This is a genomic window from Streptomyces sp. NBC_00190 (assembly GCF_036203305.1).
Classification (GTDB): domain Bacteria; phylum Actinomycetota; class Actinomycetes; order Streptomycetales; family Streptomycetaceae; genus Streptomyces.
The window spans coordinates 7,397,809-7,424,152 of record NZ_CP108131.1 but is presented as its reverse complement, the minus strand read 5'-3'; the positions used below and the strand labels follow the sequence as shown (position 1 = coordinate 7,424,152).

Annotated in this window: 19 protein-coding genes; 9 read left to right on the top strand and 10 right to left on the bottom strand. The window is 72.9% G+C overall.

Annotated features, from left to right (window positions below):
* Nucleotides 1–59: 59 nt before the first annotated feature.
* From OG429_RS34335 to OG429_RS34315, 5 genes are read right to left on the bottom strand one after another with little or no spacing between them, the layout of a single operon-like run.
* The gene (locus OG429_RS34335) at nucleotides 60–1,400 is read right to left on the bottom strand and encodes a lysine N(6)-hydroxylase/L-ornithine N(5)-oxygenase family protein (RefSeq protein WP_328929151.1); all 1,341 of its coding nucleotides are present in this window, start codon (nucleotides 1,398–1,400) and stop codon (nucleotides 60–62) included.
* Nucleotides 1,397–2,011, bottom strand: a complete 615-nt coding sequence (locus tag OG429_RS34330) for a GNAT family N-acetyltransferase (RefSeq protein ID WP_328929150.1) — start codon at nucleotides 2,009–2,011, stop codon at nucleotides 1,397–1,399. Before OG429_RS34330 ends, OG429_RS34335 begins: the two co-directional genes overlap by 4 nt.
* Entirely contained in the window at nucleotides 2,008–3,825 is a 1,818-nt protein-coding gene (locus OG429_RS34325; RefSeq protein ID WP_328929149.1) for an IucA/IucC family protein, read from the bottom strand. Before OG429_RS34325 ends, OG429_RS34330 begins: the two co-directional genes overlap by 4 nt.
* Nucleotides 3,822–5,375 carry a pyridoxal phosphate-dependent decarboxylase family protein gene (locus OG429_RS34320; RefSeq protein ID WP_328929148.1) on the bottom strand — a complete coding sequence of 518 codons (1,554 nt, stop codon included), beginning with the start codon at nucleotides 5,373–5,375 and terminating at the stop codon, nucleotides 3,822–3,824. The genes OG429_RS34325 and OG429_RS34320 overlap by 4 nt, the downstream gene beginning before the upstream one ends.
* A gap of 12 nt (nucleotides 5,376–5,387) precedes the next feature.
* Nucleotides 5,388–7,199 carry an IucA/IucC family protein gene (locus OG429_RS34315; protein WP_328929147.1) on the bottom strand — a complete coding sequence of 604 codons (1,812 nt, stop codon included), beginning with the start codon at nucleotides 7,197–7,199 and terminating at the stop codon, nucleotides 5,388–5,390.
* Between the two features lie 197 nt (nucleotides 7,200–7,396).
* Between OG429_RS34315 and OG429_RS34310 the strand changes: the two genes are divergently transcribed.
* Nucleotides 7,397–8,935 carry an MFS transporter gene (locus OG429_RS34310; protein WP_328929146.1) on the top strand — a complete coding sequence of 513 codons (1,539 nt, stop codon included), beginning with the start codon at nucleotides 7,397–7,399 and terminating at the stop codon, nucleotides 8,933–8,935.
* On the opposite strand, the gene OG429_RS34305 is transcribed toward OG429_RS34310, so the two are convergent.
* The 3 genes from OG429_RS34305 to OG429_RS34295 are packed head-to-tail and all read right to left on the bottom strand — an operon-like array spanning nucleotide 8,923 to nucleotide 12,810.
* Nucleotides 8,923–11,019: an iron ABC transporter permease gene (locus OG429_RS34305; RefSeq protein WP_328929145.1), complete on the bottom strand. Its 2,097-nt coding sequence runs from the start codon at nucleotides 11,017–11,019 to the stop codon at nucleotides 8,923–8,925. The two genes, OG429_RS34310 and OG429_RS34305, sit on opposite strands and share 13 nt — an antisense overlap.
* Nucleotides 11,019–12,014, bottom strand: a complete 996-nt coding sequence (locus tag OG429_RS34300) for an ABC transporter substrate-binding protein (RefSeq protein ID WP_328929144.1) — start codon at nucleotides 12,012–12,014, stop codon at nucleotides 11,019–11,021. Before OG429_RS34300 ends, OG429_RS34305 begins: the two co-directional genes overlap by 1 nt.
* Before the next feature lie 25 nt (nucleotides 12,015–12,039).
* Complete coding sequence (locus OG429_RS34295) at nucleotides 12,040–12,810, bottom strand: ABC transporter ATP-binding protein (protein ID WP_328929143.1); 771 nt, start codon at nucleotides 12,808–12,810, stop codon at nucleotides 12,040–12,042.
* A gap of 389 nt (nucleotides 12,811–13,199) precedes the next feature.
* Between OG429_RS34295 and OG429_RS34290 the strand changes: the two genes are divergently transcribed.
* Together OG429_RS34290 and lysA are read left to right on the top strand one after the other, a co-directional pair.
* On the top strand, nucleotides 13,200–13,589 hold the full coding sequence (locus tag OG429_RS34290; protein ID WP_328929142.1) for an SAV_915 family protein: 390 nt from the start codon (nucleotides 13,200–13,202) through the stop codon (nucleotides 13,587–13,589).
* A gap of 12 nt (nucleotides 13,590–13,601) precedes the next feature.
* Complete coding sequence (gene lysA, locus OG429_RS34285) at nucleotides 13,602–14,936, top strand: diaminopimelate decarboxylase (RefSeq protein ID WP_328929141.1); 1,335 nt, start codon at nucleotides 13,602–13,604, stop codon at nucleotides 14,934–14,936.
* A gap of 110 nt (nucleotides 14,937–15,046) precedes the next feature.
* On the opposite strand, the gene OG429_RS34280 is transcribed toward lysA, so the two are convergent.
* Nucleotides 15,047–15,811: an alpha/beta fold hydrolase gene (locus OG429_RS34280; RefSeq protein ID WP_328929140.1), complete on the bottom strand. Its 765-nt coding sequence runs from the start codon at nucleotides 15,809–15,811 to the stop codon at nucleotides 15,047–15,049.
* 327 nt (nucleotides 15,812–16,138) lie between these two features.
* Here OG429_RS34280 and OG429_RS34275 point away from each other — a divergent pair, with 327 nt between their 5' ends.
* Entirely contained in the window at nucleotides 16,139–16,645 is a 507-nt protein-coding gene (locus OG429_RS34275) for a C40 family peptidase (protein ID WP_328930510.1), read from the top strand.
* Nucleotides 16,646–16,745: 100 nt separating this feature from the next.
* Here the strand turns inward: OG429_RS34275 and OG429_RS34270 are convergent, their stop codons facing one another.
* The gene (locus OG429_RS34270) at nucleotides 16,746–16,982 is read right to left on the bottom strand and encodes a chaplin (protein WP_328929139.1); all 237 of its coding nucleotides are present in this window, start codon (nucleotides 16,980–16,982) and stop codon (nucleotides 16,746–16,748) included.
* Nucleotides 16,983–17,325: 343 nt separating this feature from the next.
* Between OG429_RS34270 and OG429_RS34265 the strand changes: the two genes are divergently transcribed.
* The 5 genes from OG429_RS34265 (at nucleotide 17,326) to OG429_RS34245 (ending at nucleotide 26,332) form a co-directional block, all read left to right on the top strand.
* A complete protein-coding gene (locus OG429_RS34265; protein ID WP_328929138.1) occupies nucleotides 17,326–18,147 on the top strand; it encodes a hypothetical protein in 822 nt (273 codons plus the stop codon).
* A complete protein-coding gene (locus OG429_RS34260) occupies nucleotides 18,144–19,217 on the top strand; it encodes a hypothetical protein (protein WP_328929137.1) in 1,074 nt (357 codons plus the stop codon). Before OG429_RS34265 ends, OG429_RS34260 begins: the two co-directional genes overlap by 4 nt.
* Nucleotides 19,214–23,182 (top strand): CHAT domain-containing protein, encoded by a 3,969-nt coding sequence (locus OG429_RS34255; RefSeq protein WP_328929136.1) that lies wholly within the window; start codon nucleotides 19,214–19,216, stop codon nucleotides 23,180–23,182. The genes OG429_RS34260 and OG429_RS34255 overlap by 4 nt, the downstream gene beginning before the upstream one ends.
* 200 nt (nucleotides 23,183–23,382) lie before the next feature.
* Complete coding sequence (locus OG429_RS34250; protein ID WP_328929135.1) at nucleotides 23,383–24,660, top strand: ClC family H(+)/Cl(-) exchange transporter; 1,278 nt, start codon at nucleotides 23,383–23,385, stop codon at nucleotides 24,658–24,660.
* Nucleotides 24,661–24,847: 187 nt separating this feature from the next.
* The gene (locus tag OG429_RS34245; protein WP_328929134.1) at nucleotides 24,848–26,332 is read left to right on the top strand and encodes an aldehyde dehydrogenase family protein; all 1,485 of its coding nucleotides are present in this window, start codon (nucleotides 24,848–24,850) and stop codon (nucleotides 26,330–26,332) included.
* The last annotated feature ends 12 nt before the right edge of the window (nucleotides 26,333–26,344 follow it).

Sequence of the window (26,344 nt, the reverse complement as noted above, 5' to 3'; positions counted from 1 at the left end):
CACCGCCCCGGACGTCACGTCGACGTCCGGGGCGGTGGCCGCACCCGCTCCGGGCGCGTTCAGCGCACCGCGTCCGGCCCTGCCCGGAGCGTCCGTCGCGGGGCCTCGAACGTCGTGAACGCGCTCCGCTTCGGCAGCCGGTAGACCTCCCGGCCCGTGACCGCGTTCAGGATCGTGGCGTTGCGCACCGCGCCGATGTCCAGATTGGGCGAGGAGACACCGTGGCTGTGGGTCTCGGCGTTCGCCACGAAGACGCGGCCGGTCACCCCTTCCGCCAGCTCGACGGAATGGTCCAGGCGTACCCGGTGGCGCCCGCGTCCGTCCCGTAGCAACAGGTCCTCGACCGGTTTCAGGAACGCGGGCGGGCGGCCCCGGTAGCCGGTGGCGGCCACCACGAGGTCGGTGGTGTGCTCGAAGAGCAGGCCCGTGTCGCGGTGCCGGCAGGTCAGCACCGCCCGCCCCGCCGGATCCGTGGCCGCCGACTCCACCGTGATGCCGAAGCGCAGCTCCGCCTCGGCCAGTCCGTGCTCCAGCTGGCGGCGGTAGAGCAGTTCGTGGATCTCCTCCAGGGTGTCGGTGGAGATCCCCTTGTAGAACTGCCATTGCTCCCGGGTCAGCCGGTCCCGTACCTCCTCGGGCAAAGAGTGGAAGTACTCCATGTACGCGGGGGTGGTCATCTCCAGGACCATCTTGGTGTAGTCCAGCGGGGCGAACGAGGAGGTGCGCGTCAGCCAGCTCACCGCCGGTCCGCCCGCGAGGTTGCGCCCCAGCAGGGCGGCCGTGACCTCGGCCCCCGACTGGCCCGAGCCGATCACCGTGACCTTCGCGGCACCGTCCACGTCGGACGCCCGGTACAGGTAGTCGGCGGTGTGCAGCAGTCGTGAGGGCGGCAGGCCGGCGAGGGCGTCCGGCACGTACGGGGCCGTGCCGATGCCCAGGACAAGGTTGCGGGCGAGCATCCGCAGGCGTGTGCCGTCGCCGCGCACGGCGTGCACGGTGAAGGTTTCGGCGGCGGCGTCCCAGTGGACCTCCACGGCGCGGTGCGAGAAGCGCACCGAGGAGAGTTTCGCCGCCGCCCAGCGCAGGTAGTCCTCGTACTCACGACGGGAGGGGAAGAAGTTCTCGCGCACCGTGAAGGTGTAGAGCCGGTCCATGTCGTGGAGGTAGGTGAGGAACGACAGGGGATGGCCGGGTGCGACGAGGGTGACGAGGTCGGCCAGGAAGTTCACCTGCATCGAGGCGTCGGCGAACATCATCCCCCGGTGCCAGGTGAGCTCGGGCTGCTCCTCCAGTACGACCAGGTCCAGGCCGTCCACCGTCGAGGCGAGAGCGGCGAGCCCCAGGTTGAAGGGGCCGCAGCCGACGGCCACCACGTCGTGCTCGCTGGTGGGTTCGCTCATCGGGGCATGTCCTCCTCCCGGCGCGGGTGCACGAGCAGCGCGGCGGTCTTGTCAGGGAAAGTGACCTCCCCGGCGTGGCGGAAACCGGCGGCGGCGAACGCCTTCAGCGAGGGGGCGTTGGTCACGTCCGGCTCGGCGACCACCCGCGTGCACGCGGGGTCGGCGGTGAGCAGGCCCTCGGCGAGCGCGCGCAGCAGGGCCCGGCCGAGGCCCTGGCCGGTGCGGCTCGCCTCGCCGATGGCGATGTGCAGGCCCAGGTCGTGGGGCAGGTGCGGGTAGTGGCCGGCGAGGCGGTCCCGCGCCACCCGGTAGATCTCGATGTACGCGAACGGCCGGCCGTCCCGGCCGATCAGGACGGGGAGAACGGCGTCGCCGGCGAGGTGCCCCGCAAGCTCGCGCACCCAGCGCTCGCGGGGCCATGCCTGGTGCCAGAAGGCGTCGATGTGCGGTGACCGCATCCAGCCGTGCACGAGGTCCGCATCGGCTCCCCGGGCCTGCGCGACCCGTGCCGACCAGGGGCCGTCCAGGCGCGGGAGCGGCGGGCCGGGGACGGCGGATCCGACGGCGCCGGGCTGGTCCTCGTCCTGGTGTAACGGCTGCGCCGAGGTCATGCCGTGGCCTCCTGGAGGGGGTTGGGGGCGTCGAGGTACACCGACTGGGCGTCGAGGGGGGCGAGGACCTCGTCGATTCCGTGCAGCCGGGTGAGCAGGTTGCCCTTGCAGGGCAGGGTGTCGGCCTCCAGCCAGCGGCGGGCGAGGCGGTCGCCGTCGGGTCCGGCCGCAACCAGGGCGGGCAGTGCGGCGCGCAGCCGGCCGGCGAGTACGGCGAGCAGCTCGCGCTCGTCGCCGAGGCCGTCGACGGCGAGGCAGCCGATGACCGACAGGGCCTGGTTGCGCAGCAGGTAGTACGACAGCCGGTCGTCGACGAGGGCGTCGTCGACCACGGCCAGGGTGGAGGAGGCCGCGCCGAGCCGCCCGAGCAGACCGGGCAGGTACGAGGCGGCCAGGTAGTAGCCCTGGTTGTCGCGGAACGTGCCGCCGGTCACCCGGCCCCGGCCGTCCAGCCGGACGAGGGTGTTCTGCTGATGGGCCTCCAGGCCGATCCCGGTGGCGGCGTACAGGTGCAGCATGGGGACCAGCACCTGGTCGGTGTAGTCGGCGGTCCACTGCTCGGCGGCGCCGGGGCCGAGGCCGGACACCAGCTCCCCCAGCCTGCTGCGGCCCAGACCCGGCCGGGGTGCGACCAGGCCCACGAGGCAGCGCAGGTCGGCGATGCCGCGGGGCACTTCGCGTACAGCGACGTCGAGGCCGGTCACCTCGGGCCCGTCCGGGCGCCCCGGCTCGTCCACCGCGAGCCAGGCGGGGTCCCGTGTGATGGCGAAGCCGGGGTGGGCGTGGAAGGTGCCGTCCGCGTACCCGGCGTCGAGGAGCCGGTTGATCTCCAGGCCGCGGCGCAGCTCCGTACGGGTGGACTCGCGGCGGGAATTGGTCAGGCGCAGGCCGAGCGAGAGCTTGAGCATCACGTCGGTGTCCGGCCGGTACACGGTGCGCACGCTGGAGGTCGGCCACCACTCGGGGCCCAGTTCGCCGAGCGGTTCGAGTGCGCCGGAGGCGATCAGGGCGGCGGTGCGCGGGCGGTGCAGCAGGTCGCGGGCCTGCCACGGGTGTGCGGGAACCAGGACACGGCCGTCGTCCAGGCGGCGGCCGGCGAGGTCGGCGAGGAGGGCGACGGTGTCCTGTCCGCCCAGGGAGGGGGCCTTGTCCACCGCGTCGTGCGAGACCACCGACTCGTCGGCGGCGAACCAGTGGAGCCGGAAGGAGCCGCGCAGCTCGGGCGAGAAGGCGGCCGCGTCGTTGTCCGAGATGCCGTCGCGGCTCTTCGGCGCGGGGTGGTTCAAGTGGCCCAGCAACAGGGCTTGTTCGGAGTCGAGGAAGCCGTCGGTCCCGGCGGGCGGCTGCGGGTGCGCACGCCGGTCGGAGAGGAAGGACGCGACGCGGCGTACGGACTCGGCGGTGCGTTCCACCAGGTCGGCGACCTCGCCGGCCGGGACGCCGCCGGGGCGGGCCGCGCCGCGTACGGCCGCCTCGGTGGAGAGCAGTGCGACGGCGGTGACGGGATCGGCGCTCGCGCCGAGCGGGCCGCCGGGTCCCTCCAGACGGACGGGGGCGAAGCGGTGCCAGCCGGTCGGCGAGCGGTGGGTCACCTCGGTGACGAGTGCCAGTCCGGAGGCGGGGAGCTCGATCCGCAGCGGGCCGGCGGTGACCGGTGTTCCGGTCTCCAGCAGCCAGCAGCGCAACAGGGCCTCGATGTGAGCGTGTTCGGCCGCGCCACGGGCGTCGGGGCCGTGCAACGGATCGGCAGGTGCGACCGGTGCGGGGGCAGCGGGAGCGGGGACAGGGGTGGAAGCCGCGGCGGTGGTGCTCATGCGGCGCTCTCCTCTACGAGTCGTTCACAGGTGCGGCCGGCGTCGAGGACGATGTCCACGAGGCCGTCGATGTCGTCCACGGTGGCCGTGGGGTTGAGCAGGGTGAACTTCAGGCACACCCGCGCCGGGGAGCCCGGTCCGGCGGCGCGGACCTCGGTGCGCCCGATCAGGGCGCTGCCCGTTTCCAGGAGCCGTCTGCGCAGGTCGCCGTTGAGGCGGTCGGCGGCGCCGGGGCTGCCGGCGCCCCGGTAGCGGAAGACCACGGTGGTCAGTTCGGCGGGCGAGACCAGTTCGAGTTCCGGTTCGGCGATGATGCGGCGCTCGGCGTGCCGGGCGAGGCCGTGGCAGACGTCGACCATCCGGCCCATTCCGGTGCGGCCGTACGCCAGCAGGGTGGCGGCGGCCTTCACGGCGTCGGCCCGCCGGGTGGTCTGCAGGCTGCGGCCGAGCAGGCCGTCGTAACCTGCGTCGGAGTCGTCGGCCGGGTTGAGGTAGGCGACCTCCCGGTCGAGGGCGGTGAAGGCGGTCGTTTCGGACACGAGCAGAGCGCTGGTGGCGGCGGGCTGCCAGCCGGTCTTGTGCAGGTCGAGGGTGATGGAGTCGGCCAGTTCCAGTCCGGCCAGGCGGCCGGCCAGCCGCTCGGAGAACAGGGCGCCGAATCCGTACGCGGCGTCCACGTGCATCCATGTGCCGTGTCCCGCGGCGATCTCGGCGAGCTCCGGGAGCGGGTCCACGGAGCCGAAGTCCGTGGTGCCGGCGGTCGCGACGACGGCGAGCGGCGTCCGGCCGGGGCCGAGTCCGTCCAGGGCGGCGGCCAGCGCCGCCGGCCGCATCCGCCGGCGCTCGTCGGTGGGTACGAGGTGCACGGCCCGCTCGCCCAGCCCGAGGGCGGCGCAGGCCCGTTGAACCGAGAAGTGGGCGAGTTCCGAGCAGAACACGACCGGTCCGGGGAGGGCGGCCACCCCGTCCTCCCGGACGTCGACACCGAGCCGGAGGGCGGCGGCGTCCCTGGCCAGCAGCAGGCCCAGCAGGTTGGACAGCGAGCCGCCCGGGGTGAGGACGCCGTCGGCCCGCTCCCCCAGTCCGGCGAGGCCGGTCAGTACGCCGATGAGCCAGCGCTCGACGGCGAGGGCCGACGGGCCGGAATCGTACGTGTCCAGGGAGGCGTTGGCCGCGCTCGCCAGGGTGTCCGCGGCGACGGCGACCGCCAGCGGGGGCGGCTGCAGGTGGGCCGCGGCGCGGGGGTGGGCCAGATCGATGCCGTGCTCGACCAGCACGGTGGCCAGCAGCCTGAGCGCGGCTTCGGCGCCGAGCCCCTCGGCGGGGAGCCGGGCCGGTCCCAGTGTCCCGGCCGCCGCCGCGAGGACGTCGCGGGGCCTGCCGGCCGGTACCGGTCCCGTGGGACGGCGGGCTTCGCGCACGGTGCCGACCGCGTCTGCCAGCGCGGCGGAGACCCCGGCCAGACCCTCACGGGACCCGGCGAGCAGGGAGCGCGGGTAGGAGGGCGGGAGGGCGAACGGCGCGGGTGGTGCCTCGGTGAGCGGTATCACGCCCTGGCCTCCTCAGGCTTCTGCCAGCGGGTTGGGGTGCGTGCCGTTCGGGTACAGCGCGTGGCGCAGGGCGCGGTCGCCGTACCGGGTGACCACGATCCGGTCGCGGTTGAGCCCGTACCGGGGGATCTGCGGGGTGAGCAGGTCGTACTCGGCGAACCTGTCGGCCAGTTCGGGGAAGCGGCGCTGGAAGTCGAGGATCGTCCGGCGGACCATGCGCCAGAACGTCTTCTCCGGTACGCCGAGCTGTTCGGCGCAGAGCGGGGCGAGGTAGCGGAAGTGGCCGACGAAGACCTGGTCCATGACGTGCTGCTTGATGACGGAGGGGTGCTTGCGGGGCAGGACGTGGTCGTGGCCGTCCGGCTCCGGTCCGCGCTCGGGCACGTCGGTGAAGGACACGCACACGTCGTCGACGAAGTCCTTCAGGTAGAGGCGGGCCGGGACGTCGTTCGCGTCGTAGCCGATGAGCGTGTTCTGGCCGTGCGGGTTGAAGGTGACTCCGTACCGGTAGAGCACGTGCAGGATCGGGACGAGCAGCGTGTCGAAGAGCCGGCGCAGCCATTCCTGCGGTTCGAGGCCGGAGGCGCGGACGAGTTCGGCCACGAACGCGTCGCCGGTGTGGTCGACGTGGAGCAGCGAGGAGAAGGTGCGGACCTTCTCGTCCGGGTCCTTGCGGGCGGTGACCGAGTCCCGCCAGATGCAGCCCAGGGTCTCCAGGTGCTGGTAGGGCGCGTCCTGGAGCGTGGACAGGTAGGGGTGGCGGACGGTGACGGAGGCGACCTCGCCGAGGAAGACGGTCCGGCACTCACGGCTGAGGAACGCGTCGCGCTCCACGAGTCCGCGCAGCCACTGGGTGACGACGGGGGCGCCCATGGTGCAGTGCGGCGGGATGCCGCGCCAGACGAGGGTGTTGAGGATCTTCAGCGGAAGTTTGACGTCGTACCGGTCGGGGCTGGTGGCGTTGGCCATGGTGCGGATGGACTGGCCCGGCAGGTACGCGTCCGTGGTGTCGCCCAGCGGTATGACGCGGCGCTGCGCCACGTCGGCCGCGTGCAGGATCTGGACGGCGTGATCCCACTGCCAGGGGTGCACGGGCATCCACACGTAGCCCTGCGGATCGACTCCCGCCGCCTCCAGGACCGCGGTGAAGCGGGTCCGGGTCTCCTCGTCCAGCTCACGGGCCAGGATCTCCTGCTCGGACAGCTCCGAGGTGCCGCGGAACTCGGCGAGACCGCGGTGTACGGCCAGCCAGCGGAGCCTGAGCGGGCGGGCCGACTCGGGGGCGTATTCCCGTACGTCGGTGGCCGAGAAGCCGATGCGGCCCTTGTTCGCGACGAGGAGGTTGTGCCCCGTCATCCGGCACTCCAGCTCGGTGTGGCCGAGGGCTCGCAGCTCGGCCACGGTCTCGCCGCCGTGCGTGATGCGCGCGGCGTCGACCGCGAGCGTGGCGGACAGCTCGGTGAAGTAGGTGGCGATCGTCGAGGCGTCGCTGCCGAGGGTCGATGCCGCTTCGAGAAGGAACTGCAGGGCGTCCCAGGCCGGTTCGGCCACCGCGTTGCCGAGCATGCTGGTGGCGGTGCGGGTGATGGAGCCCGCGTCGACCCGCAGCCACCCGAACGCACCGGGCGCGGCGCTGAAAGCGTAGGTCGTACCGCTGTCGAGATCGACGCGGTAGCCGCCGTCTCCGGTCTCCTGGGCCTTGAGCATGTCCTCGAAACACCACTCGCCCAGCGCCTTGGCGAGGAGCCGGCGGTTGGCCTCCCGCCAGGCCTCGGGGGCCACTTCGGCGAGGGCGGGTACGGGATGGTCGGGGGGGATGGGCATCAAAGGGCTCCGTGGTCGCTGAATCGGCTCGCCCGGGTGAGGGAGACCCAGACAGGGGCTAGATTAGGTAAGCCTCACCTAACCAACAAGCCCAACTTCCGGCCATCCAGCGCGCATGACGTACCGTCAGCGAATTGATTAGGTTAGGCTAACCAAACCACCCTCTTCTTCAGGATCCTTCTTCGAGGTGATCAGCGGTGCCTTCCTGCCGTCACACTCCCCGATGGACATTCGCCCTGGTCAGCGCCGGTGGCGTGGTCATGACCCTGGACGTGACCGTCGTGAACGTCGCCCTCTCGGACATCGCCCGGGACCTGGATGCCGGGCTCGGCCGGGTGCAGTGGACGGTGTCGGCGTACTCGCTGGCCTTCGGAGCCCTGCTGCTCACCGCGGGGGCGCTCTCCGACCGCGTGGGGCGACGGACCGTGTTCGCCGCCGGGATGGCTCTGTTCACCCTCGCCTCGGCCGGATGCGGACTGGCGCCCGGCACCGGCACGCTCATCGCCGCCCGGGCGGCCCAAGGCCTGGGCGGCGCCCTGGTGTTCGCGCCCACGCTCGCCCTGCTGGCGGCGGCGTACGAAGGCGTCCGCCGCCAGCGCGCGATCGCCGCGTTCGCGGCCGTCGCCTCCGCCGCGGGGGCGCTGGGGCCGGTGGTCGGCGGTCTGTTCGTGCAGACGCTCGGGTGGCGGTGGATCTTCCTCGTCAACGTCCCGATCGGGGTCCTGGTCGTGGCGGGCGCGCTGGCCCGTATGCCGGAGTCCGCCGCACCGCACCAGACGCGCCGACGCCTGGATCCGGTGGGCGCGGCCCTCGGTGTGGCCGCGCTCCTGGCGCTGCACTATCCGCTGGTCACCGGCCCGCAGGCGGGCTGGACGGCGCCGCAGGTACTCGGCTCCGCCGCGGCCGGAATCGTGCTCGCCGGGGCCCTGGTCGCCAGCCAGCGCGGTGGCGACGGGCTGATCGACATGGCACTGCTGCGGATCCGCGCCTTCTCCGGGGCGGCCGTACTGGGATTCCTCGCCCGGATGTCGAGTCTGGGCGTACTCGCCTTCACCACGCTCTGGCTGCGGAGCGCCCATGCCCTGTCCGCGTTCGAAGTCGGCCTGTACCTGCTGCCGCTGACGGGCAGCCTGCTGGTGGCGGGCCTGTTCGTCGCACGGCTGCAGACGGCCTTCGCTCCCGGACAGCTCGTCGCCGCCGGCTTCGCCCTCCAGGCGCTGGGCCTGCTCGCACTCGCCGCCGCCGCGGGGGCGGACGCCGGGCCGGCCGCCACGGCCTGGGGACTGGTGCTGCTCGGCGCCGGCGGGGCGGTCATCTTCCCGCCGCTGATGGGGGTGGCCGTCGGCGCGGTGCCCGCCGATCGGGCCGGGATGGCCTCCGGGCTGACGAACGCCTGCTACCCGCTCGGCACCGCGGCCGGTGTCGCCGTCTTCGGGGCGCTGTTCTCGGCCCGCTTGGAGTCCGGGCTGGGGACCGGCCACGGGTCCGGGCCGACGGCCGGTGCCGACGGCCTCGTACCGGCACGGGCGGCCGTGGAGACCGGGCGGTTCGAACTGCTCGAACCCGCCCTCCGGCCGATCGCCCGGTCGGCCTTCTCCGGCGCCTTCACCGCCGTCTGCCTGGCCTCCGCCCTCGTCTGCGTGCTCGGCGTGCTCGCGGCGCGCACGCTCAGGACCGAGGCGTGCGGCCTCGGCTCCCCCGGGCGCCGCTCGTCCTCGGTGACTCAGACCTCCTGACTCCGGCGCAGCAGCCACACCAGGTACGGGGCACCCACCAGCGCGGTGACGATGCCCACGGGAATCTCGGTCGGCGCGAGCAGCCAGCGGCCGAGCGCGTCCGAGGAGACGACCAGGACGGCTCCCAGGACCGCCGCCATCGGCACCATCCGCGCCGTGCTGTTGCCGACGATGCGCCGGGCCAGGTGCGGGGCGACCAGCCCGACGAAACCCACCGCGCCCACCGCCGCGGCCGTACCGGAGGCCAGTACGGCGCCCGCGCCCAGCACGAGCAGCCGGGCCCGCCCCAGGTCCAGGCCCAGCGCGCGCGGCAGTTCGTCGCCGAGGGCGAGCAGGTTCACCGGCCTCGCGGCGATCACCAGCAGCATCGCGGCCAGCGCCGGCAGGGCGAGCCAGCCGAGGGCGGTGAAGTCACGGGCGTACGTACTGCCGGCGAGCCAGCCGAGCGCGGCCGAGATGTTCATCTGCGCGCCGACGACCATGATGTTGACCAGGGCCATCGAGGTGGCGGCGGCGCCGAGCCCGACCAGGACCACCCGGGTCGGGTCCAGACCGGCGCGTCCTCCCTCCCTGCTCCCCCGGGCCGCGAGGAGCACGAGGGCGAGCATCAGCACACCGCCGATTCCCGCGGCGGCGGGCAGGGCGGCCGTCGGCGCCGAGGGCACGACGAGGATGACCAGGACGGCGCCGAGGGAGGCCCCGCCGGTCACGCCGACGAGCCCGGGCTCCGCGAGCGGGTTGCGTACGACCGCCTGCACGGCCGCGCCCGCCACGGCCAGGCAGGCGCCGGCCAGGGCGGCCACCAGGATGCGCGGCAGCCGGTACGAGACCACGGCCTCGGTGACCTGCCCGGCGGACCCGGCCAGCGCCGAGCCGAGCTCGCTCCAGCCGATCTCGACGTCGCCGACCCGCAGGGACAGCGCCATCGCGACTCCCAGCGCGAGGATCCCGCTCCCGATCGCCACGGTGTAGGCGGGGGTTCGGCGGCCGCCCGAGACCGTGACCGCGGCACCGGTGTCGGCGTCGCCGGTGCTCACCCGGCGCGCGAGCAGCATGAAGACCGGGCCTCCGATCAGCGCGGTCACCACGCCGACCGGGATCTCCGAGGTGTAGACGGCGGACGGCGGCACGGCCAGTTGCGCCGCCGCGTCCGCCGCGAGGAGCACCGTGGCGGCCAGCACCGCCGCCATCGGGATGAGCAGGGCGTGCCTCCGGATGCCCAACTGCCGCACCATGACGGGCGCGATGAGTCCGACGAAGCCGATCGGTCCGGCCAGCGACACCGCGGAGGCGGACAGCAGTACCGCGATGAGGAAGGCGGCGGGACGGATGCGCTCCACGCGTACACCCATCGCCTCGGCCGTCTCGTCGCCCAGCGCCAGCAGGTCCAGCGGGCGCGCCAGCAGCGGCGCCGCCGACGCGCCCAGGGCGACGACCGCGCCGAGCGTCAGCGGCCGCGCGAGCCCGGACTGCATCAGGGTGCCGTTGCCCCAGAAGAACAGTCCCCGGGTCGCCTGGAGGTCGAGCATCTGCAGGAACTCGGCGGCCGCCGTGCCGGCGAGTGCGACGGTCGCCCCGGCGAGCAGGACCCGTCCCGGCGTGAGCACGCCCCTGCTGCTGAGCAGGTAGACGAGGGCGATCGCGAGGAGGCCGCCGAGGAAGGCGGCGCCTCCGGCAGGCAGCGGGCCCAGGCTCACCCCGGTGAACGCCACCAGCACGACGGCGAAGTAGGCGCCGGCGTTGACGCCCAGGGTGTCGGGAGCGGCCAGCGGATTGCGGGTCGCGCCCTGGACGAGGACCCCGGAGACACCGAGCGCGACGCCGACGACCAGGCCGGTCAGCGTGCGCGGCAGGCGGCTGCCGACCAGGACGTCGCGGGTGTGGGGCTCGCCGTGGCCCGCGAGCAGGTCCACGATGTCGCCGATGCCCACCCCGGAGGCCCCCAGACCGAGGTGGACGACGGTGACCAGGCACAGGACGAGCGCCAGCGCGCAACCCACGAGCACGGCACGCGGGCTGCGGCCGAGCGCGGTTGCGGGGGCGAGCGGACGGGCAGGGCGCAGCGGACGGGCGGGGGAAGTCATCAGACCTTCAGAGCCTTGCCGGTCTCGTCGAGGATGTGCAGCGCCGACAGCGGGCCGCCGAACAGCCAGGTCCCGGGGTCGAGCGACAGGACCTTGTCGTTCTTCACGAACTCCAGCCCCTTCCAGACCGCGTTGCCCGCGAGGTCGCCGGTGAACGGGTTGTCCTTCTGGCTGGCGACGTACAGGAAGGTCGCGCCCTGCTCGACCTTGGTCAGGCCCTCGACGCCGACGGTGGTCATGCCCCACGCGTCGGGCTCGCCCTTCCAGCCGTTCTTCAGCCCCGCGAGGTTGAGCACCTGGGGCGCGATGGCGTCGTCGGTGAGCATCCGGATCGAGGCGGTGCCGTTGGCAGTGAAGCCCTGCGCGGCGGCGTACTTGAGGCCGCCCTTGCCCGCCTTGTCCAGCCGCCCCTTGAGGTCGGCGGCCTTGGTGTCGATCTGCCGGGTGACCTCGGCCGCCTTGTCCTCCCTGCCCAACGCCTTGGCCAGTTCGGTGAAGTTCTTCTTCATCGTGTCGAGCTGGGGCTTGGTCGTGTACTTGAACGACACGACCGGGGCGATGCCCTGGAGGGCCTTGAGGTTCGCCTTCGACCGGTCGTCGTCGATCACGATGAGATCGGGCTGGAGCGCCCTGATCTTCTCCAGGCTGGGCTCGTTGCGGCTGCCGACGTCGGTCACGGATTCCGCGAGGCCGGCGCCCTTCGCGGTGATCCAGGTGCCGTAGCCCTTGTTGTCGGCGTTGCCCACCGGGGTGACGCCGAGGGCGACGAGTTCCTCGGTGTACGTCCACTCCAGCGTCACCACCTTCGTCGCGGGCTTGTCCAGGGCAACCTGGCCCTGCGCCGTGTCGACGGTGATCTTGCCGATCGCCTGCTTGTCCGCGGCGGGCTTGCCGCCCGCCGCGTCACCGGCCGTACCGGAACCGCAGCCGGCGGCCGACAGCATGAGCGCCGCGGCCGTACCGCTCGTCGCGAGGGCGCGCAGGATCCTCTGCATGGTGGGACTCTCCTTGTGTGCGGGTTCAGGACGTGGCGGCGGGCTCGGCGCCGGAATCGGCGCCGGCTTCGGCATCTGCGTCGGAGCGCTGCGGGAAGCAGGCGAGGTATCCGGTCCGCGGATCGCGGACGACGGCGACCCGCAGGCCGAAGGCCTGGTGGATGACGTCCGGGGTCAGCACGTCCTGCGGTGCCCCGGACGCGGCGATCGCGCCGTCCGCGACGACGACCACCTCGTCCGCGTAAGCCGCCGCCTGCATCAGGTCGTGCAGCACCACCCCGCAGGCGATGCCGTGTTCCCGGGCCAGTCGCCGCACCACGTCCAGCACTTCGAACTGGTGGCGCATGTCGAGGTAGGTGGTGGGCTCGTCCAGCAGCAGGACCCCCGCGCGCTGCGCCAGCACCATGGCCAGCCAGGCCCGTTGGCGCTCACCGCCCGACAGTTCGTCGAGTCGGCGGTCCATCAGCGGGGCCGCGTCGGTGACGTCGAGCGCCCACTCGATGGATTCGGTGTCCTCGCCGGTGTGCCGGGCGAGCGCGCCGCGATGGGCGTACCGGCCGTGGCGTACGAGCTCACGTACCGTCACCCCGGCCGGAGCGTGCGAGGTCTGCGGGAGGAACGCCAGGCGCTGGGACAGCGTGCGCCGGGCGAGCCGGCGAAGGGGTTCGCCGTCGATGCGCACTTCGCCGCCGATCGGCGGCAGGAGACCGGCCACCGTGCGCAAAAGGGTCGACTTGCCGCAGCCGTTGGGGCCTACCAGTACGGTGATCGCGCCGGCCCGCAGCGTCAGGCTCACCTGTTTCAGGACAGGGCGACCCGCGTGCCCGACGTCCAGATCGTCCGCCACCAGACGGACGTCACCTAAGGACACCACTTGCCTCCCGATCGCCGATCCGACCGCGTCACCATACAACTTAGGTAAGGCACACCTAAAAGGAATGGTCCGGGCTCGGACGCCTTGTGATCAGGTCGAGATCTCACGCACCACCACGCGCCCCCTCGTCGCTCTCACGCCCCCTTGCGCGGGCATCAACGATGCGTCAGGACTCGGCCAGTCGGCGTATGGGTCGCGTTACGGGGTGGCCGTCGGCGCGCGGATACGGGGATACCTTCGAGGTGCGTCCCGGACCGCCTCCCCGCGCCCGGGGCACCAGTCGCCATTCGTGGTTCCTCAGGGAGGGCCCCATGTGTTTGTTCCTGTACGACGACGACCCCGAGCCTGAAGAACGGACCCCGGCCGGGCCGCTGTACGTGCCCGCCCGGCCCGTAGGAGCGCACCTGGTGGTGCGGCTGTTCCGCACCCCGCTGGGAACGCGTACCGCCGTCGGCTTCACGAGCCCGGACCGGCTCGCCGCCGCGCTCGGCACGGAGCAGCCCTGGATACGGCTCTCGGAAGCCGCGCTCCGGGCGATGGCCGAACCGCTCGGAGTGCACCTGCTGACCGTCGACCCGGCCCTCACCGCTCCCCCGGTCGCCGCGGCGGCGGCCACCGTCCCGGTCGGCGTACCGGTCCCACCGGTCCCACCGGTCCCGCCGGTCCCTTCGGCACCCGAGACCACGGCCAGGACGGCCTGAAGGGGATCGCACATGACCATCGCCGTCCTCTCCGAGATGCCGGCCGGTGCCGGCGAACTGTCCATCTGGCCCGCGTCCACGACCCCGCTCCCGCACGGCGGCCTGGCCGTCGGCGGAGTCCCCCTCACCGAGATCGCCGACCGGTTCGACACACCGGCCTACGTACTGGACGAAGGCGAGGTACGCGGGCGCTGCCGGACCTATCGGGACGCATTCCCCGACGCCGACGTGCTGTACGCCGCCAAGGCGTTCCTGTCCCGCGCCATGGTCCGCTGGGTCCAGGAGGAAGGGCTGGGCCTGGACGTGTGCTCGGCCGGGGAGCTGGAGCTCGCCGTCACCGCCGGCTTCCCGCCCGATCGCATCGTGCTGCACGGCAACGCCAAATCGCCCCGTGACCTGGAGGCGGCGCTGCGCCTCGGCGTGGGGCGGATCGTCATCGACAGTCCGTCCGAGATCGCCAGGATCGCGGCCGCCGTCGGCCCCGACGGGCGCCAGAAGGTCATGGTGCGGGTCGTACCGGGGGTCTCGGCCGGCGGCCACGACAAGATCCGCACCGGTACGGACGACCAGAAGTTCGGCCTCTCCCTCACCGACGGGGGCGCGCAGCACGCCGTCAAGCGGATCCTCGGCCAGCCGCGGCTCGAACTGACCGGCCTGCACTGCCACATCGGCTCGCAGATCACCGACGTGAAGCCCTACCTGGTGGCCCTGCGGCGGATGGTGGGGCTGATGGCGCGCATCCGCGACACGCACGGGATCTGCCTGCCCGAGCTGGACATGGGCGGCGGCCACGGCATCGCCTACCGGCCGGGCGAGCCCGTCCTCGACATCACCGCGCTCGCCGGGAGGCTGCGTACCGAGCTCGCCCGGGGCTGCGCCGCCGCAGGACTCACCGTTCCCCGGCTCGTCATCGAGCCCGGGCGGGCCGTGGCCGGTCCGGCGGGGGTCGCGCTGTACCGGGTCCTCGCCGTCAAGCACACCGGCGAGCGGGTGTTCGTCGCCGTCGACGGCGGGATGAGCGACAATCCGCGGCCCGCGCTGTACGGGGTGCGCTACGCGCCCCGCCTGATCGGCCGCGGCTCCACGGCCGCGCCGTGCACGGCCACCGTCGTCGGCCGGCACTGCGAGGCGGGCGACATCCTCGCCGCCGACGTCGAACTGCCGGACGACATCCGCCCCGGCGATCTGCTCGCCGTCCCGGTGGCGGGCGCCTACCAGCTGTCGATGGCATCCGGCTACAACCTCGTGGGCCGCCCGGCGGTCATCGCGGTCCACGAGGGCGCGGCCAGGCTCCTCGTGCGGCGCGAGACGCTGGAAGACTTCCGCAGTCGGGACATCGGCGACTGAGGCCGCGTCCGCGGCGGGATCCGTGATCCCGCCGCGGACGCACGGACGTACGGAGGTGCGCGCACCGGACTCGGTCCCGCTCGGCCCCGCGGATCCCTCGCCCACGGCCCTCAGCGGCCGAGGAACCCCTCCACGAGCGCGGCGAGGGCCTCGGGGCTCTCCTCAGGCGCGTAGTGGCCCGCGTCCGGGAGCACTTCGAGCTCGGCATTGGGGTACCACCGCAGCCAGGTGGCCCGCATGGCCTCGGGTCCCAGCGCCGGGTCGTTCACACCGGCGACGAGGAGGACGGGGACGGGGTGGTCCTTCACGTGCTCGTGGAAGTCGTCACGGGACCAGGAGTCCAGGTACGCGCGGAAGGCCGTCGCCGACGAGTTCCCCACCGAGCGGCTCACCATGGCGTCCAGCCAGGCGTCGTCGCGCTTTCCGCCGGTGGTGTTGTCGATGATCGCCCTGCGGTTGCCGGGGTTCTTCGCCGCACCGGCGAACAGCTCCCACGCTTCCCCTTCGAGCGGGAAGCCGGACGCGGGCACGGGCGAGACGGCGACGATCGAGCGGACGCGCGCCGGGGCGTCCAGCAGCATCAGTTGGGCCGCCTTGGCGCCCATGGAGTGGCCGATGACGGAGAAGGTGTCCCAGCCCAGGTGGTCGGCCACGGCGAGGGCGTCCGCGGCCACCTCCTCCATGGTGAAGGCTCCCTCGGTGTCGATGGCCTCCCCGTATCCCCGGCAGTCCAGGAAGGCGTAGCCGAACGCGTCGCCGTCCAGGTACTCGCGCATCGGGTCGAAGCTCGACCGGTCGCCGAACCAGTTGTGGAGCACGAGCGCGTGCCGGGAGCCGCTGCCCTGCACCTCGTGCGGAATTACCTGTCCAGTCACAACGTCCCCTGCTCGTGAGGTGGTCGCCCGGTCCGGATGCCGGAGGTCACGGGCAATCGAGTCTGGCGACGTCCGCCGGGCCCGGTCAACCGCACCACGCGAACTACCCGGCCCTGAATTGCACGTCGGACACGCCAGTCGGATATGTTTGCCATAAATTCGCGGATTTGTTGCAGAACCGATACAACTCAACCCATGTCGAAAGTGAATTGCGGGCGGCATCGGAGAAAACTGGTCGGCCGTCGCCGCCAGGACCTAGGTCACCGAAAGCAGGACTTCGACGTATTCGACCGACCGTCCCCCACACCCGAACGCGGAGGTAACTCGATGTCCGTCTCAAGGACCGGCTCCCGTAAGGCCCGACAGGCTCAGCACCCTGTTCGCCGCGCCGCAAGATTCCCTCTACCCCGGGCTTTTCTGCTCCTCTTCCTGCTGACCGTCGGCGCCTCGGCCGGCCCCGCCTCGCCCGCCGACGCGGCCGCGCCGTACGGGGTCACGGCATTGGCCGTGGCCGCTTCCAAGGAAGGCGCACCTTATGCCCGCGGCGCCACAGGACCCAAACGGTTCGACTGTTCGGGCCTGACGCTCTATTCCTTCAAGAAAGCGGGCAGACAACTTCCGCGCACCGCGGACCAGCAGTACGAGGAAACCTCGCACATTTCCCGGCGGAACCGCACGCCCGGCGATCTGGTGTTCTTCCCCAGAGGCTCGACCATGGAACACGTGGGCATTTACGCCGGCGACGACAAGATCTGGCACGCCCCCCGCCCGGGCACCCGCGTACGGCTCGAACGGATCTGGAGCGGGAACGTCCGGTACGGGCGGGCCTCTTGACCTCGTGAGGGATGCGGACGCGGCCGGGGCCGCGTCCGCATACGACCTCGTCCCGCCCCGGCAGCGAGCGCCGGGACGGGACGAGTGGGGATCAGGAACCTCAGGTGTTGACGCAGACGTTGCCACCGGCCGGGTTCAGCGCACCGATCACGTTCACGCTGTTACCGCAGACGTTGATCGGGATGTGAATCGGGATCTGGATCAGGTTGCCCGACAGGACACCGGGCGAGCCCGCCGCGATCCCGTGAGCCTCGGCGTCCGCCGAGGCCGAGGACGCACCGCCGAGGACCGCCAGACCGACCGCCAGGGCAAGGCCCGCACTCTTCCACACACGCATCACGTGTACATCTCCTCGCAACTGCCAGCGGCACCGCGGTGCCGCACGGCCCCGGCTGGGGCCGACACAGTTTCTTCGGCAGCCGAGTGCCCCACCGACTGGCTGCGGCCGCCCGGTTCCCTCGAAGGAGTGCCCTTCCCCCCTCTGATCGGCCGTACCGCACCCCTCCACGGCCCAGACCCTGCACGGCAGCCCCGGCTGTCCGCCCGGGTTCGCCCGCACGTTCGGGCAGCGCCCCCGTCCCGTATCGCAGGACAAGGCCGCCCCACTCCCCCTAGCCTGATGGCCGAGTCCCAACTCCCTTCGTTTCACGGAGTATTCGGCGCGAGAGGCCAGGCCAGACATGAGTTCCATCCCCGACCGGTACACGCGTGAGCTGCACAAGAAGTACAAGTACCTCGCCTGCTGGCTCCCCTCCACCCCCCTCGCGCTGGGCGATGTCGGCCTCATCTCGCAGCACAGGTTCAGAAAGGTCACCACGCTCGACGAACTGGGCATCCCGTTCACCAGGGGCGCCGAGAGCAAGACCGTCGATCTCGACTACTCCTCGGCCGACTGTGTCGCGGTGACCGCCGGCACCCGCGTGGACGACCCCGCGGCCGATGTCATGACCAACCTGTCCATCACCTTCGACCGGGGCGGAGCCACGCTCTTCCAGGCATCGGGCTGCGTACAGGAGACCATCGGGAACCTGCTCGCACTCCAGGAGGCGCTTCGCGAGCGGTACGCGAACAAGACGTGGCGCACCGAGTACGTCGTCGTGACCGAGGTCGTGCGCACCGGCCCCACCGCCATCCTCGTCTCCGAGCAGCACGGCGCCCAGATGAACCTCCGGGTTCGCGCGGGCAGTCTGGGCGGACCACTGGCGGTCGCCGGCGCCATCGGGAACTACTCGGTCACCGCCAAGTCCGGGATCGCTGCCAGCGTGCTCGCCCCGGACGGCGCCACCCCGCTGTTCCAGGCCGTACAGCTGCGCAGGAGGCTGGTGGGCCCGCCGGAACTGGTCTTCCGTTCCGACGAGGACGACGACGAGGAGGAATACGAGGACGAGGCAGGCCTCCATGGAGGGTCCGACGAGCCCGTGGAACTGGAGCTCGCGCCCGTCAGCTGGACCGACTGCGTCCCCGCGCAGTCCGGCCCGCTCGAAGACCGAACCGCCCCATGACCGCGCAGCCGCCCCGGGGTGGCGCATCACCCTCCGCCCGCCGGACTCCCGCTCTGACCAGGTGCGTCGAGGTCGCGCAGGCCCTGGCCGACGGCGAGGGGGAACCGGTCGGACCCATGCACCTGCTGCACGCGTCGATGAGCTCGGGCGATCCCTCCTCGCGGTCCCGGCTCGTGATGAAGTCCCTGGCCGCGCACCACTTCCTCACCGAGGAGGCGACCGACGCGGTCGCCGCCGCGGAGGCCGGCATGAACGGCCGGACCCGGGTGGTGCCCCTTTCCCCCGCCGCGTCGGCCGCGCTCGGCAGGCTGGCGTACTGGACGGGGCGGACCGGGGACGGCTCCGCCGACACCGCCCATCTCCTGCTCGTCTGCCTGGAGGCCCGCGCGGACGACGAGGACGTACGCCGGTTCCTCCGCGGGACGGGGCTGACCGAACGGGCCGTGCTGCGCAGCGCCATGACGGAACGCCACCGGGTCTGCGCCCTGGACCGGCAGCCGTCCGACCGGGGGCCGATCCTTTCGCCCGGCCGCCCGGACCGCCCCGCGGCGTACTCCTTCGAGACCCGGGAGCGGCGGCGGGGCAAGCGGACGGCGCGGAGCATCGGCATGCGGTCCGAGAACAGCGGAGTCGCACACATCAGCTCACGGGTGCAGGCCCATCTCATCCGTCTGCACGTCCGGGTGCGGCTCTGGGCCCAGTTGGTGATCCTGTGCACGCTGGCCGCCACGGCCTGGGCCACCCTCACGGTGACTGCCTGGTCCGCGCTCTGGCTCGCGAGCCAGCTGGCCCGGCGGCAGTACCTCTCGCCCGGGGCCCGGCTGGCCGTCGACCTCGCCCTCCTCGTGGCGACGGCGGTTCTCGGCATCCCCTGGTGGCTGGCCCTGCTCGCCCTGGCGAACCGGGTGTTCGACCTGCTCGACGGCCGGCTCCTGCTGCTCCTGGTCAAGAGCGACATGGCCGATCCGGCTCTCACCGAGAAGGACATCAGGGCCGACCGCCGGGAGGACCGCCGGGCGGCCACCTTCTACCGGACGCTGAAATTGACGGGGAAGCTGGCGCCGGAGTGAACATCTCGGTTTTCGATCCGTTCGGCCCGGACGCCGAGGACGGGCTGCGCGACTGGCTCGCGCAGCGCAACCGGCTCGACCACGACGAAGCGATCATCGAGGACGCGATCCCCCTGTCGGGGCTGTTCTCGAAGGGGCTCCGTCCATGGACCCTGCTCGGGCTGCTCCCCCGTTTCGCCGTGTCCTGGTGGCTGGCCCGGGCCGGCCGGTCGGGGAGGACCCGCATCGGGCTGTACGAGTGCGATCTGTTCGCCGCTCTCGAACGCACCCTGTGGTGGAAGGTCCTCGCGGTCCGCTCGGCCGTCGTGGCGCTGACGGTGACGGCGTGTCTGCTGCTGTCCGCTCCCGGCTGGGCCGCGGTCTGTTTCCCGGTGACGGCGTGGGCCCTGACCGGCTGGCGCAGGCCCCTGGCCGGCGCTTCACTCGCCGGCGTCCTCCTCTGGGCCGCCTGGACCGGCCCTGCCCTGCTGATCGCCGCCCTGCCCGCCGCCGCGCTCGTCGCCCTCGTGCGGCTGTCGCTGTCGATGCTGCGGCTCGGCATCACGTCCCAGGCACCCGCCGACAGCCCCGTACGGTTCCTGGGCCGGTTCTTCCTGCTGCGCGCCATGTGGGACAGTACGGCGGCCCGTGTGGTCCTCGCCGTGGACAAGGCGACCCATGACGACCGGGCCCGGACCGAGTGGTTCCTCGGAGACGGCGGCGAACCGCTGCCGGACCGGGTCGGGCCGGTCCTCGTGCAGTGCCGGGCCCTGGCCGCCGTCGCCCGGCTCGAATTCCAGTCGGCCATGGTGCTGTCGGAGGAAGCCCGCGCCCTCGCGGCGGCCGCGCCGCCCGGGATCCGCGGCTGGTGCGCGCTGCAGGCCGGGGACGTCCTGCTGGCCGCGGGTCAGCCCGCGGCCGCGGAAGCGCGCTGGCGGGAGGCCGTCCAGTTGCTGGGGCAGGGCCGCCGGGCCCGTTACTGGGCCGCCGAGGCCGAACTGCGCATGACCGAGGCCCTGACCGCGGACCCGCGGGACTCCGTCCGGTGCGTCGAAGGCCTCCGGCTCATGTGCCGCACCCGCCACGCGGCGATGCGCGCCGGGAACCTGGCCGTGCTGGCCCGGACGGAGCTGCTGGTGCTGCGCCTGATGCACGACGCGGGCAACACGGTCGGCGTGGTGGAACAGCTGATGGGCCAGTACGAGCAGAAGGACGGCCTGGCCGATCTGGGCGCCTCCGTCGGGGACCACGCGGCGCAGGTGCTGCTGCTGGTCACCCTCTACCTGGACATCATCGAGAACCCGCAGGACCATCCCGAGACCGACCGCGTCGACGAGGACGGACGGCACGAGCGCTACGTCTACGCCGCCGGGCTCATGGACAACGTGCTGCGCCACCTGAGCCGGTCGCGGATGCCGCTGCTGGAGTCCCAGGCCTACGCCGCGCTCGCCCGCATCCAGCGGGCCGTCGGGATGCACGAGGAAGCGCTGGGCAACGCCCTGGAGAGCCTGGGCGCCGTCCAGCGCGTCCGCTACCAGCTGCCCACCACCCAGTGGCGGGCGCGCTGGGTCGCCTCCCACGCCTCCACCTACGCCCTCGCGCTGGACCTCGCGGCGGCCGATCCGGCCCTGGTCGGCGAGCTGCTGGAGATCATCCGCGCACAGTCCGTGCCCGTCGAGTCGGACGAACGGGGCAGCCGTCTGCGCGCGGTGCTCGACGCGCTGGTCTCCAGCACGGGCCTGCCGCCCGCGCTCGGCCCCGGCCCCGGTGGCGCGGGCGGGAAGGCTGCGCCGCCGGATCCGCAGTCCTCCGACCCGCTGCTGACCGACCGGACCATCCTGGTGCGCCGCGCCTCCTGGGTCGGCGGTGAGGAGCCCGCGGCCGTCGATCTCGACGGCGAGATCGAGACGATGTTTCCGGGCGGGTGGTACTGGAGTTACGCACGGGTCGGAGAGTGGATCTATCACGCGGTCCGCAGCCCGTCGGGCGACTGGCACGCCCAGCGCACCGTGCACGCGGAGTTCGCCGGTCCCTACGAGGACCTGGTCCGGCACCTGCCCGTCCGGCTGCCGGGGGCGCCCTCGCAGGCGAAGCGGCTGCGGGGCAGCGCCCTGATGCTCGTGGGCGCCGACGACCCGGTGGCGGGAGAATCCCTGACCGCGGGTCAGGTGTGGTCGCGGATCTTCGACGGGCTCGGCGCCGCGATGCTCCCCGAGGTGCTGCGCGAAGCCCTGCGCACGGCCCCGGCGCCGGTGCCGCTGGTGCTGGCGCCCACGGGCGCGCTGGCCCTCGTACCGGTCTGTGCGCTCACGCTCACGCCGCAACGACTGGTCCTGGACGCGGCGCAGGTGTCCTACCTGCCGTCGATCGCCCTGTTGTCGCAGCGGCGGCGGATCACCGTGCGGGACGCTGCGCTCGCGTCCCCCGCACGGGACGATGCGGCGGCCCCGAGGGGCGGCGAGGCGCCCGCGGCCCTGGCCGTCCTGGGGCCGGACCTGCCCCCACACCATCCCGACCAGAAGCTGCGCAGCGCCGTGGCCACCGTCCCCGAGGACAGCGAGGTGGTCGTCGGCCCCCTGAGCAAGGCCGAATTCGCCTCGCTCCTCGCCCGGGAGGGCACGGACGAGGCCGTCCTCTACCTCGCGGGCCACGTGGCCGGCCCCACCCGGAGCGATCCCGGCGGCTCCGGCTTCCAGTTCTGCGACGGCCCCCTGGGGCTGCACGACCTGTACCGGACCGATGACGCGGGGGCGCCCCTCTACCGGATGCCCCGCCGCGTGCTGCTCGCCGCCTGCGCGAGCCTCGGTGTGTACGGGCAGCCGGACAGCGGGTACGCCCCGTCCCTGCTGGACGTACCCGAGTGGCTCGGGCTGGGCGCCGCGGTCGTCCACGGCGGCGCCGAGCACGTGTACTGCACCCTGTTCAAACTCCTGGACTCCCCGACCGCGCAGCGGATCGACCTCGGCCTCGTCGAGGCCCTGCGCCACCATGTCGAACCCGCGGCGGCGCTGCGCGCCGTGCAGCGCGCGGAGCTGCAGCGGTGGCGCGACGGCCGCGGCTCGTTCCCGCTGGCCTTCCTCGCCTACGCGTACGTGGGACTCGGCGAGGGACCGGGCAGGAAACCGGCCGCCGCTCCCCCGGCCCGTCCGGATTCCCGGCGGCGCCGGCGGTCCGAGAAGCCTTGGGAGCCGGAGCGGCCTGCGGTGAGCGCGCGGGCCGCCGCTCCGGGCGGTCCGGCCGTCCCGCCCCGGCCGCCCTCCCGCGTCGTGCACGAGCCGTTCATGATGATGGCCCGGCACGGCCCGGACGAGCAGGAGTTGGCGGATGTGCGGCACACCCGGTTCCATCCGGACGGCCGGATCAGGTTCACCTCGTTCGACGGTGAGGTACACGGTCCCGTTCCGGTCCGCGGGGCGTGGTGGACGAAGGAGACGCTCGACTTCGCCAACTTCCGCTCGGCTTCGGAGACCGAGTGGCGGATCTTCGGGCTGAGCCTGTACGTGACCGACGCCCGGCTGGTGCTGGTCGCCGACGAGCCGGATGCCGAAGGCCTCAGACTCGCGGGCCACATCCGCTATCCGTGGGCCAACTCGGTCGGCTTCCGGCCCAAGCAGAGTTTCCTCAACGACTGCGAAATGGTGGTGGAGATCCAGCAGGACGGCCCGGACGGGAACGACACCTACTACCGGCTCACCCTGCTCTTCGAACGGGACACGGACAGCGGGGAGCTGGCACGGCACCTGGTCCGTCGGCTGGCGGCGCACCACCTCGACCGCGGGATGCTCCCCGACTCCGTACGCCCGGAGTTCGAGGCCCTGCGGGACGCCCCGTCGCTGCCGCCGCCCAGGAAGGGCGAGCACGCGATGTACCAGCCCGCGGCCTTCAAGCGCTACCCCTACGGCGCCGAGTACCTGCTCGGCCGCCCCGTGGAGGACGTCTGGCTCGGCCCCGGCCTGGCTCCGCCCCAGGAAGGGGAGTCGAGATGACCGGTCAGGGCATTCGGAGGCCGAACGGGAGCTGACCGGCGCTCGGCGGGACGTCGACGGACACCGCCGGGAGGCGCGCGCCGTCGCCGTTGGCCCAGTCGGGGCCGGTTTCGGCGCGGCTGCGCCGACGTCCGGAAAGGCCCGGTGGCGGCGGGTGACGCTCTGACCGACGCGAACCACGGCTCGGCGGAGGTCTGTGCATGCCCGGTGCTCCCCGTGGCGGGCCGGCCGCCTACCTCGTGGCGGCGGTCGCGGGCTGCCTCGTCGGACTGGTCGGCGCGAGCTTCCGCTGGTGCCTCGTACGGGTCCAGGAACTGCACGTTTCACTGCTGAGCGCCACGGAGCGCCTCGCCGGGCCCGGCTGGCTGATTCCGGTCCTCACCACGGCGGCGGGCGCCACCGTCGCGTGCGCGCTGGCCCGGCGGGTCCCGCTGGCCGCCGGCAGCGGCATCCAGGACGTCGAGGCCGTGTGGCGCGGCGAGCGGGAGCCACGGCCCTTGCTCTGGCTCCTGCCGGCCAAGTTCGTGGGCGGCGTGATCGCCATGGGCTCGGGCCTGGTGCTCGGCCGGGAAGGCCCGACGGTGCACATGGGTGCGGCGATCGGGGCGGAGGCCGGGCGGCTCGCGAGGATGAGCCCGCGGGACGTCACGGTGCTGCACACCTCGCTCGCCGGCGCCGGCCTCGCGGTGGCCTTCACCGCGCCCCTCAGCGGGGTGGTGTTCGTCTGTGAGGAAGTGGCCAAGGCGGTCGAGGCGCGTGTGGTCCTCCTCACGCTCATCGGGACCGCCACGGCCGTCGGATGCTCCGAGCTCATCGTGGGCGACCGGCCCGTCTTCCGGGTCCCGGCCACCTTGGCCGACCCACCGCTCGCGCTGCTGCCCGCCGTCCTGCTGTTCGGCGCGGCCACCGCGGTCCTGGGTGTGGCCTACAGCCGGCTCATCGTCGGGTTCCTGGACCTCGCCGATCGCGCCACCCGGGTCGGACCGGTGGCCCGGGCGGCTCTGATCGGGGCCGTCGTGGGCCTCCTGCTCGGCATCGACCCGCTGCTGGCCGGCGGCGGGGACGAGCTGAGCGGGCGCCTGCTGGGCGGCGACATGCCCGTGGGCTCCGTACTCGCGGGGTATTTCGCGGTGCGGTTCCTGGCCGGCCCCCTCAGCTACTCGGCCGGCACCCCGGGCGGGCTGTTCGCTCCCCTGCTGGCGCTGGGGGCCCTGTGGGGGGCTCTCGTGCACGGCCTCGCGCTGCCGGGCGACGGCTCCGGCGCCGTGCCCTTCGCGATCGTCGGCATGGCCGCGTTGTTCGCCGCGGTCGTCCGCGCGCCCGTCACGGGCATCACGCTCGTCGTCGAGATGACGGGGACCACCTCGCTGCTCGTGCCGCTGCTCGCCGCCTGCTTCGCCGCGACGCTGACCGCGGACCGGATGGGGAGCCCGCCGGTCTACGACAGCCTGCGCCTGCGCATGGCGAAGTCATCCTGAGACCCCGAGGTCCCGGGGTCCCGGGGTCCCGGGGTCCCGGACATACCCGGCACGGCCCACGGGTCCGCGTGACTCCAGTCACTTCAAGTGGCGGATGGGACATGACTTCCGGGTCGGGGGGCATGCGCGGTGATTGCCAGATCGCCGCGGGTTCGCCGCGGTGGCGAAACCGGAGGTACAGCGCGTCGTGTCGGAGCAAAAGACGATCTACACAGCCGGGACTTGGCGGTCCGCGGCCTCTGGAGCCACCAGGGAAGTCCTGGATCCCGTGGACGCCACCGTCCTCGCCGTGGTCTCGGAGGGCGCCACCGCCGACACCGACGCGGCGGTCGGCGCCGCACGGGCCGCGTTCGACGGCGGGCAGTGGCCGGGCACCCCGGTCGCGGAGCGTGCGGCACTGCTGCGCCGCACGGCCGACCTGCTCCAGCGCGACCGTGAGCGCATCGGTCTCCTGGAGAGCCAGGACGCGGGCAAGACGCTCGAAGAGGGCCGCGCGGACGTGGACTGCGTCAGCGACGCCTTCCGCTACTTCGCCGACCTCGTCACCGAGGAGAGCGCGGGCCGGGTCGTGGACGCCGGATCCCCCGACATCCACAGCGTCGTCGTGCACGAGCCGGTCGGGGTGTGCGCCCTGATCACCCCGTGGAACTACCCCTTGCTCCAGGCCAGCTGGAAGATCGCCCCGGCCCTGGCCGCGGGCAACACCTTCGTGATCAAGCCGAGCGAGCTCACCCCGCTGACCACGGTGGTCCTCATCGAGCTGCTGGCCGAGGCGGGCCTGCCCGCCGGAGTCGCCAATCTGGTCACGGGGGCGGGCGATCCGGTCGGCGCCCGGCTCGCCGCCCATCCCGACGTCGACCTGGTCTCCTTCACCGGCGGACTGACCAGCGGTACGAAGGTCATGCGCGCGGCCGCGGACACGGTCAAGAAGGTCGCCCTCGAACTCGGGGGCAAGAACCCCAATGTCGTCTTCGCCGACGCCTGCGCCACCGCAGACGGCTTCGACACCGCCGTCGACCAGGCCCTCAACGCCGCCTTCATGCACAGCGGCCAGGTGTGCTCGGCCGGCTCACGCCTGATCGTCGAGGAGTCCCTGCGCGAGCGCTTCGTCGCCGAACTCGCCCGCCGCGCCGAGAAGATCCGCATCGGCCGCGGTACCGATCCGGGCATCGAATGCGGCCCGCTGGTCTCCGCCGCCCAGCTGGCGCGGACCGAGTCCTACGTCGCCTCCGCGCTCGCCGAGGGCGCCGTACTGCGCGCCGGGGGCGAACGACCGGAAGGCCCCGGCTACTTCTACCGGCCCACCGTCCTCGACCGCTGCCACCGCGAGATGCGCGTCGTGCGCGAGGAGGTCTTCGGACCGGTCCTGACCGTGGAGACCTTCCGCACCGAGGAGCAGGCCGTCGCGCTCGCCAACGACACCGAGTACGGCCTCGCGGGTGCCGTCTGGTCGGCGGACCGGGACCGCGCCCGTCGGGTGGCCGGCCGGCTGCGCCACGGCACCGTCTGGATCAACGACTTCCACCCCTACCTGCCGCAGGCCGAGTGGGGCGGCTTCGGGAAGTCCGGCATCGGCCGCGAGCTCGGCCCGTCGGGCCTGGCCGAGTACCGGGAGACCAAGCACGTGTACGAGAACCTCGCTCCGCGCCCCGTGCGCTGGTTCGCGGGCTGACGGGGGCAGGAG

Excerpts from the sequence above, each read along its gene's own strand:
- OG429_RS34335 (WP_328929151.1), bottom strand. The coding sequence starts at position 1,400 with ATGAGCGAACCCACCAGCGAGCACGACGTGGTGGCCGTCGGCTGCGGC.
- OG429_RS34330 (WP_328929150.1), bottom strand. The coding sequence starts at position 2,011 with ATGACCTCGGCGCAGCCGTTACACCAGGACGAGGACCAGCCCGGCGCC.
- OG429_RS34325 (WP_328929149.1), bottom strand. The coding sequence starts at position 3,825 with ATGAGCACCACCGCCGCGGCTTCCACCCCTGTCCCCGCTCCCGCTGCC.
- OG429_RS34315 (WP_328929147.1), bottom strand. The coding sequence starts at position 7,199 with ATGCCCATCCCCCCCGACCATCCCGTACCCGCCCTCGCCGAAGTGGCC.
- OG429_RS34305 (WP_328929145.1), bottom strand. The coding sequence starts at position 11,019 with ATGACTTCCCCCGCCCGTCCGCTGCGCCCTGCCCGTCCGCTCGCCCCC.
- OG429_RS34300 (WP_328929144.1), bottom strand. The coding sequence starts at position 12,014 with ATGCAGAGGATCCTGCGCGCCCTCGCGACGAGCGGTACGGCCGCGGCG.
- OG429_RS34290 (WP_328929142.1), top strand. The coding sequence starts at position 13,200 with ATGTGTTTGTTCCTGTACGACGACGACCCCGAGCCTGAAGAACGGACC.
- lysA (WP_328929141.1), top strand. The coding sequence starts at position 13,602 with ATGACCATCGCCGTCCTCTCCGAGATGCCGGCCGGTGCCGGCGAACTG.
- OG429_RS34275 (WP_328930510.1), top strand. The coding sequence starts at position 16,139 with ATGTCCGTCTCAAGGACCGGCTCCCGTAAGGCCCGACAGGCTCAGCAC.
- OG429_RS34270 (WP_328929139.1), bottom strand. The coding sequence starts at position 16,982 with ATGCGTGTGTGGAAGAGTGCGGGCCTTGCCCTGGCGGTCGGTCTGGCG.
- OG429_RS34265 (WP_328929138.1), top strand. The coding sequence starts at position 17,326 with ATGAGTTCCATCCCCGACCGGTACACGCGTGAGCTGCACAAGAAGTAC.
- OG429_RS34260 (WP_328929137.1), top strand. The coding sequence starts at position 18,144 with ATGACCGCGCAGCCGCCCCGGGGTGGCGCATCACCCTCCGCCCGCCGG.
- OG429_RS34250 (WP_328929135.1), top strand. The coding sequence starts at position 23,383 with ATGCCCGGTGCTCCCCGTGGCGGGCCGGCCGCCTACCTCGTGGCGGCG.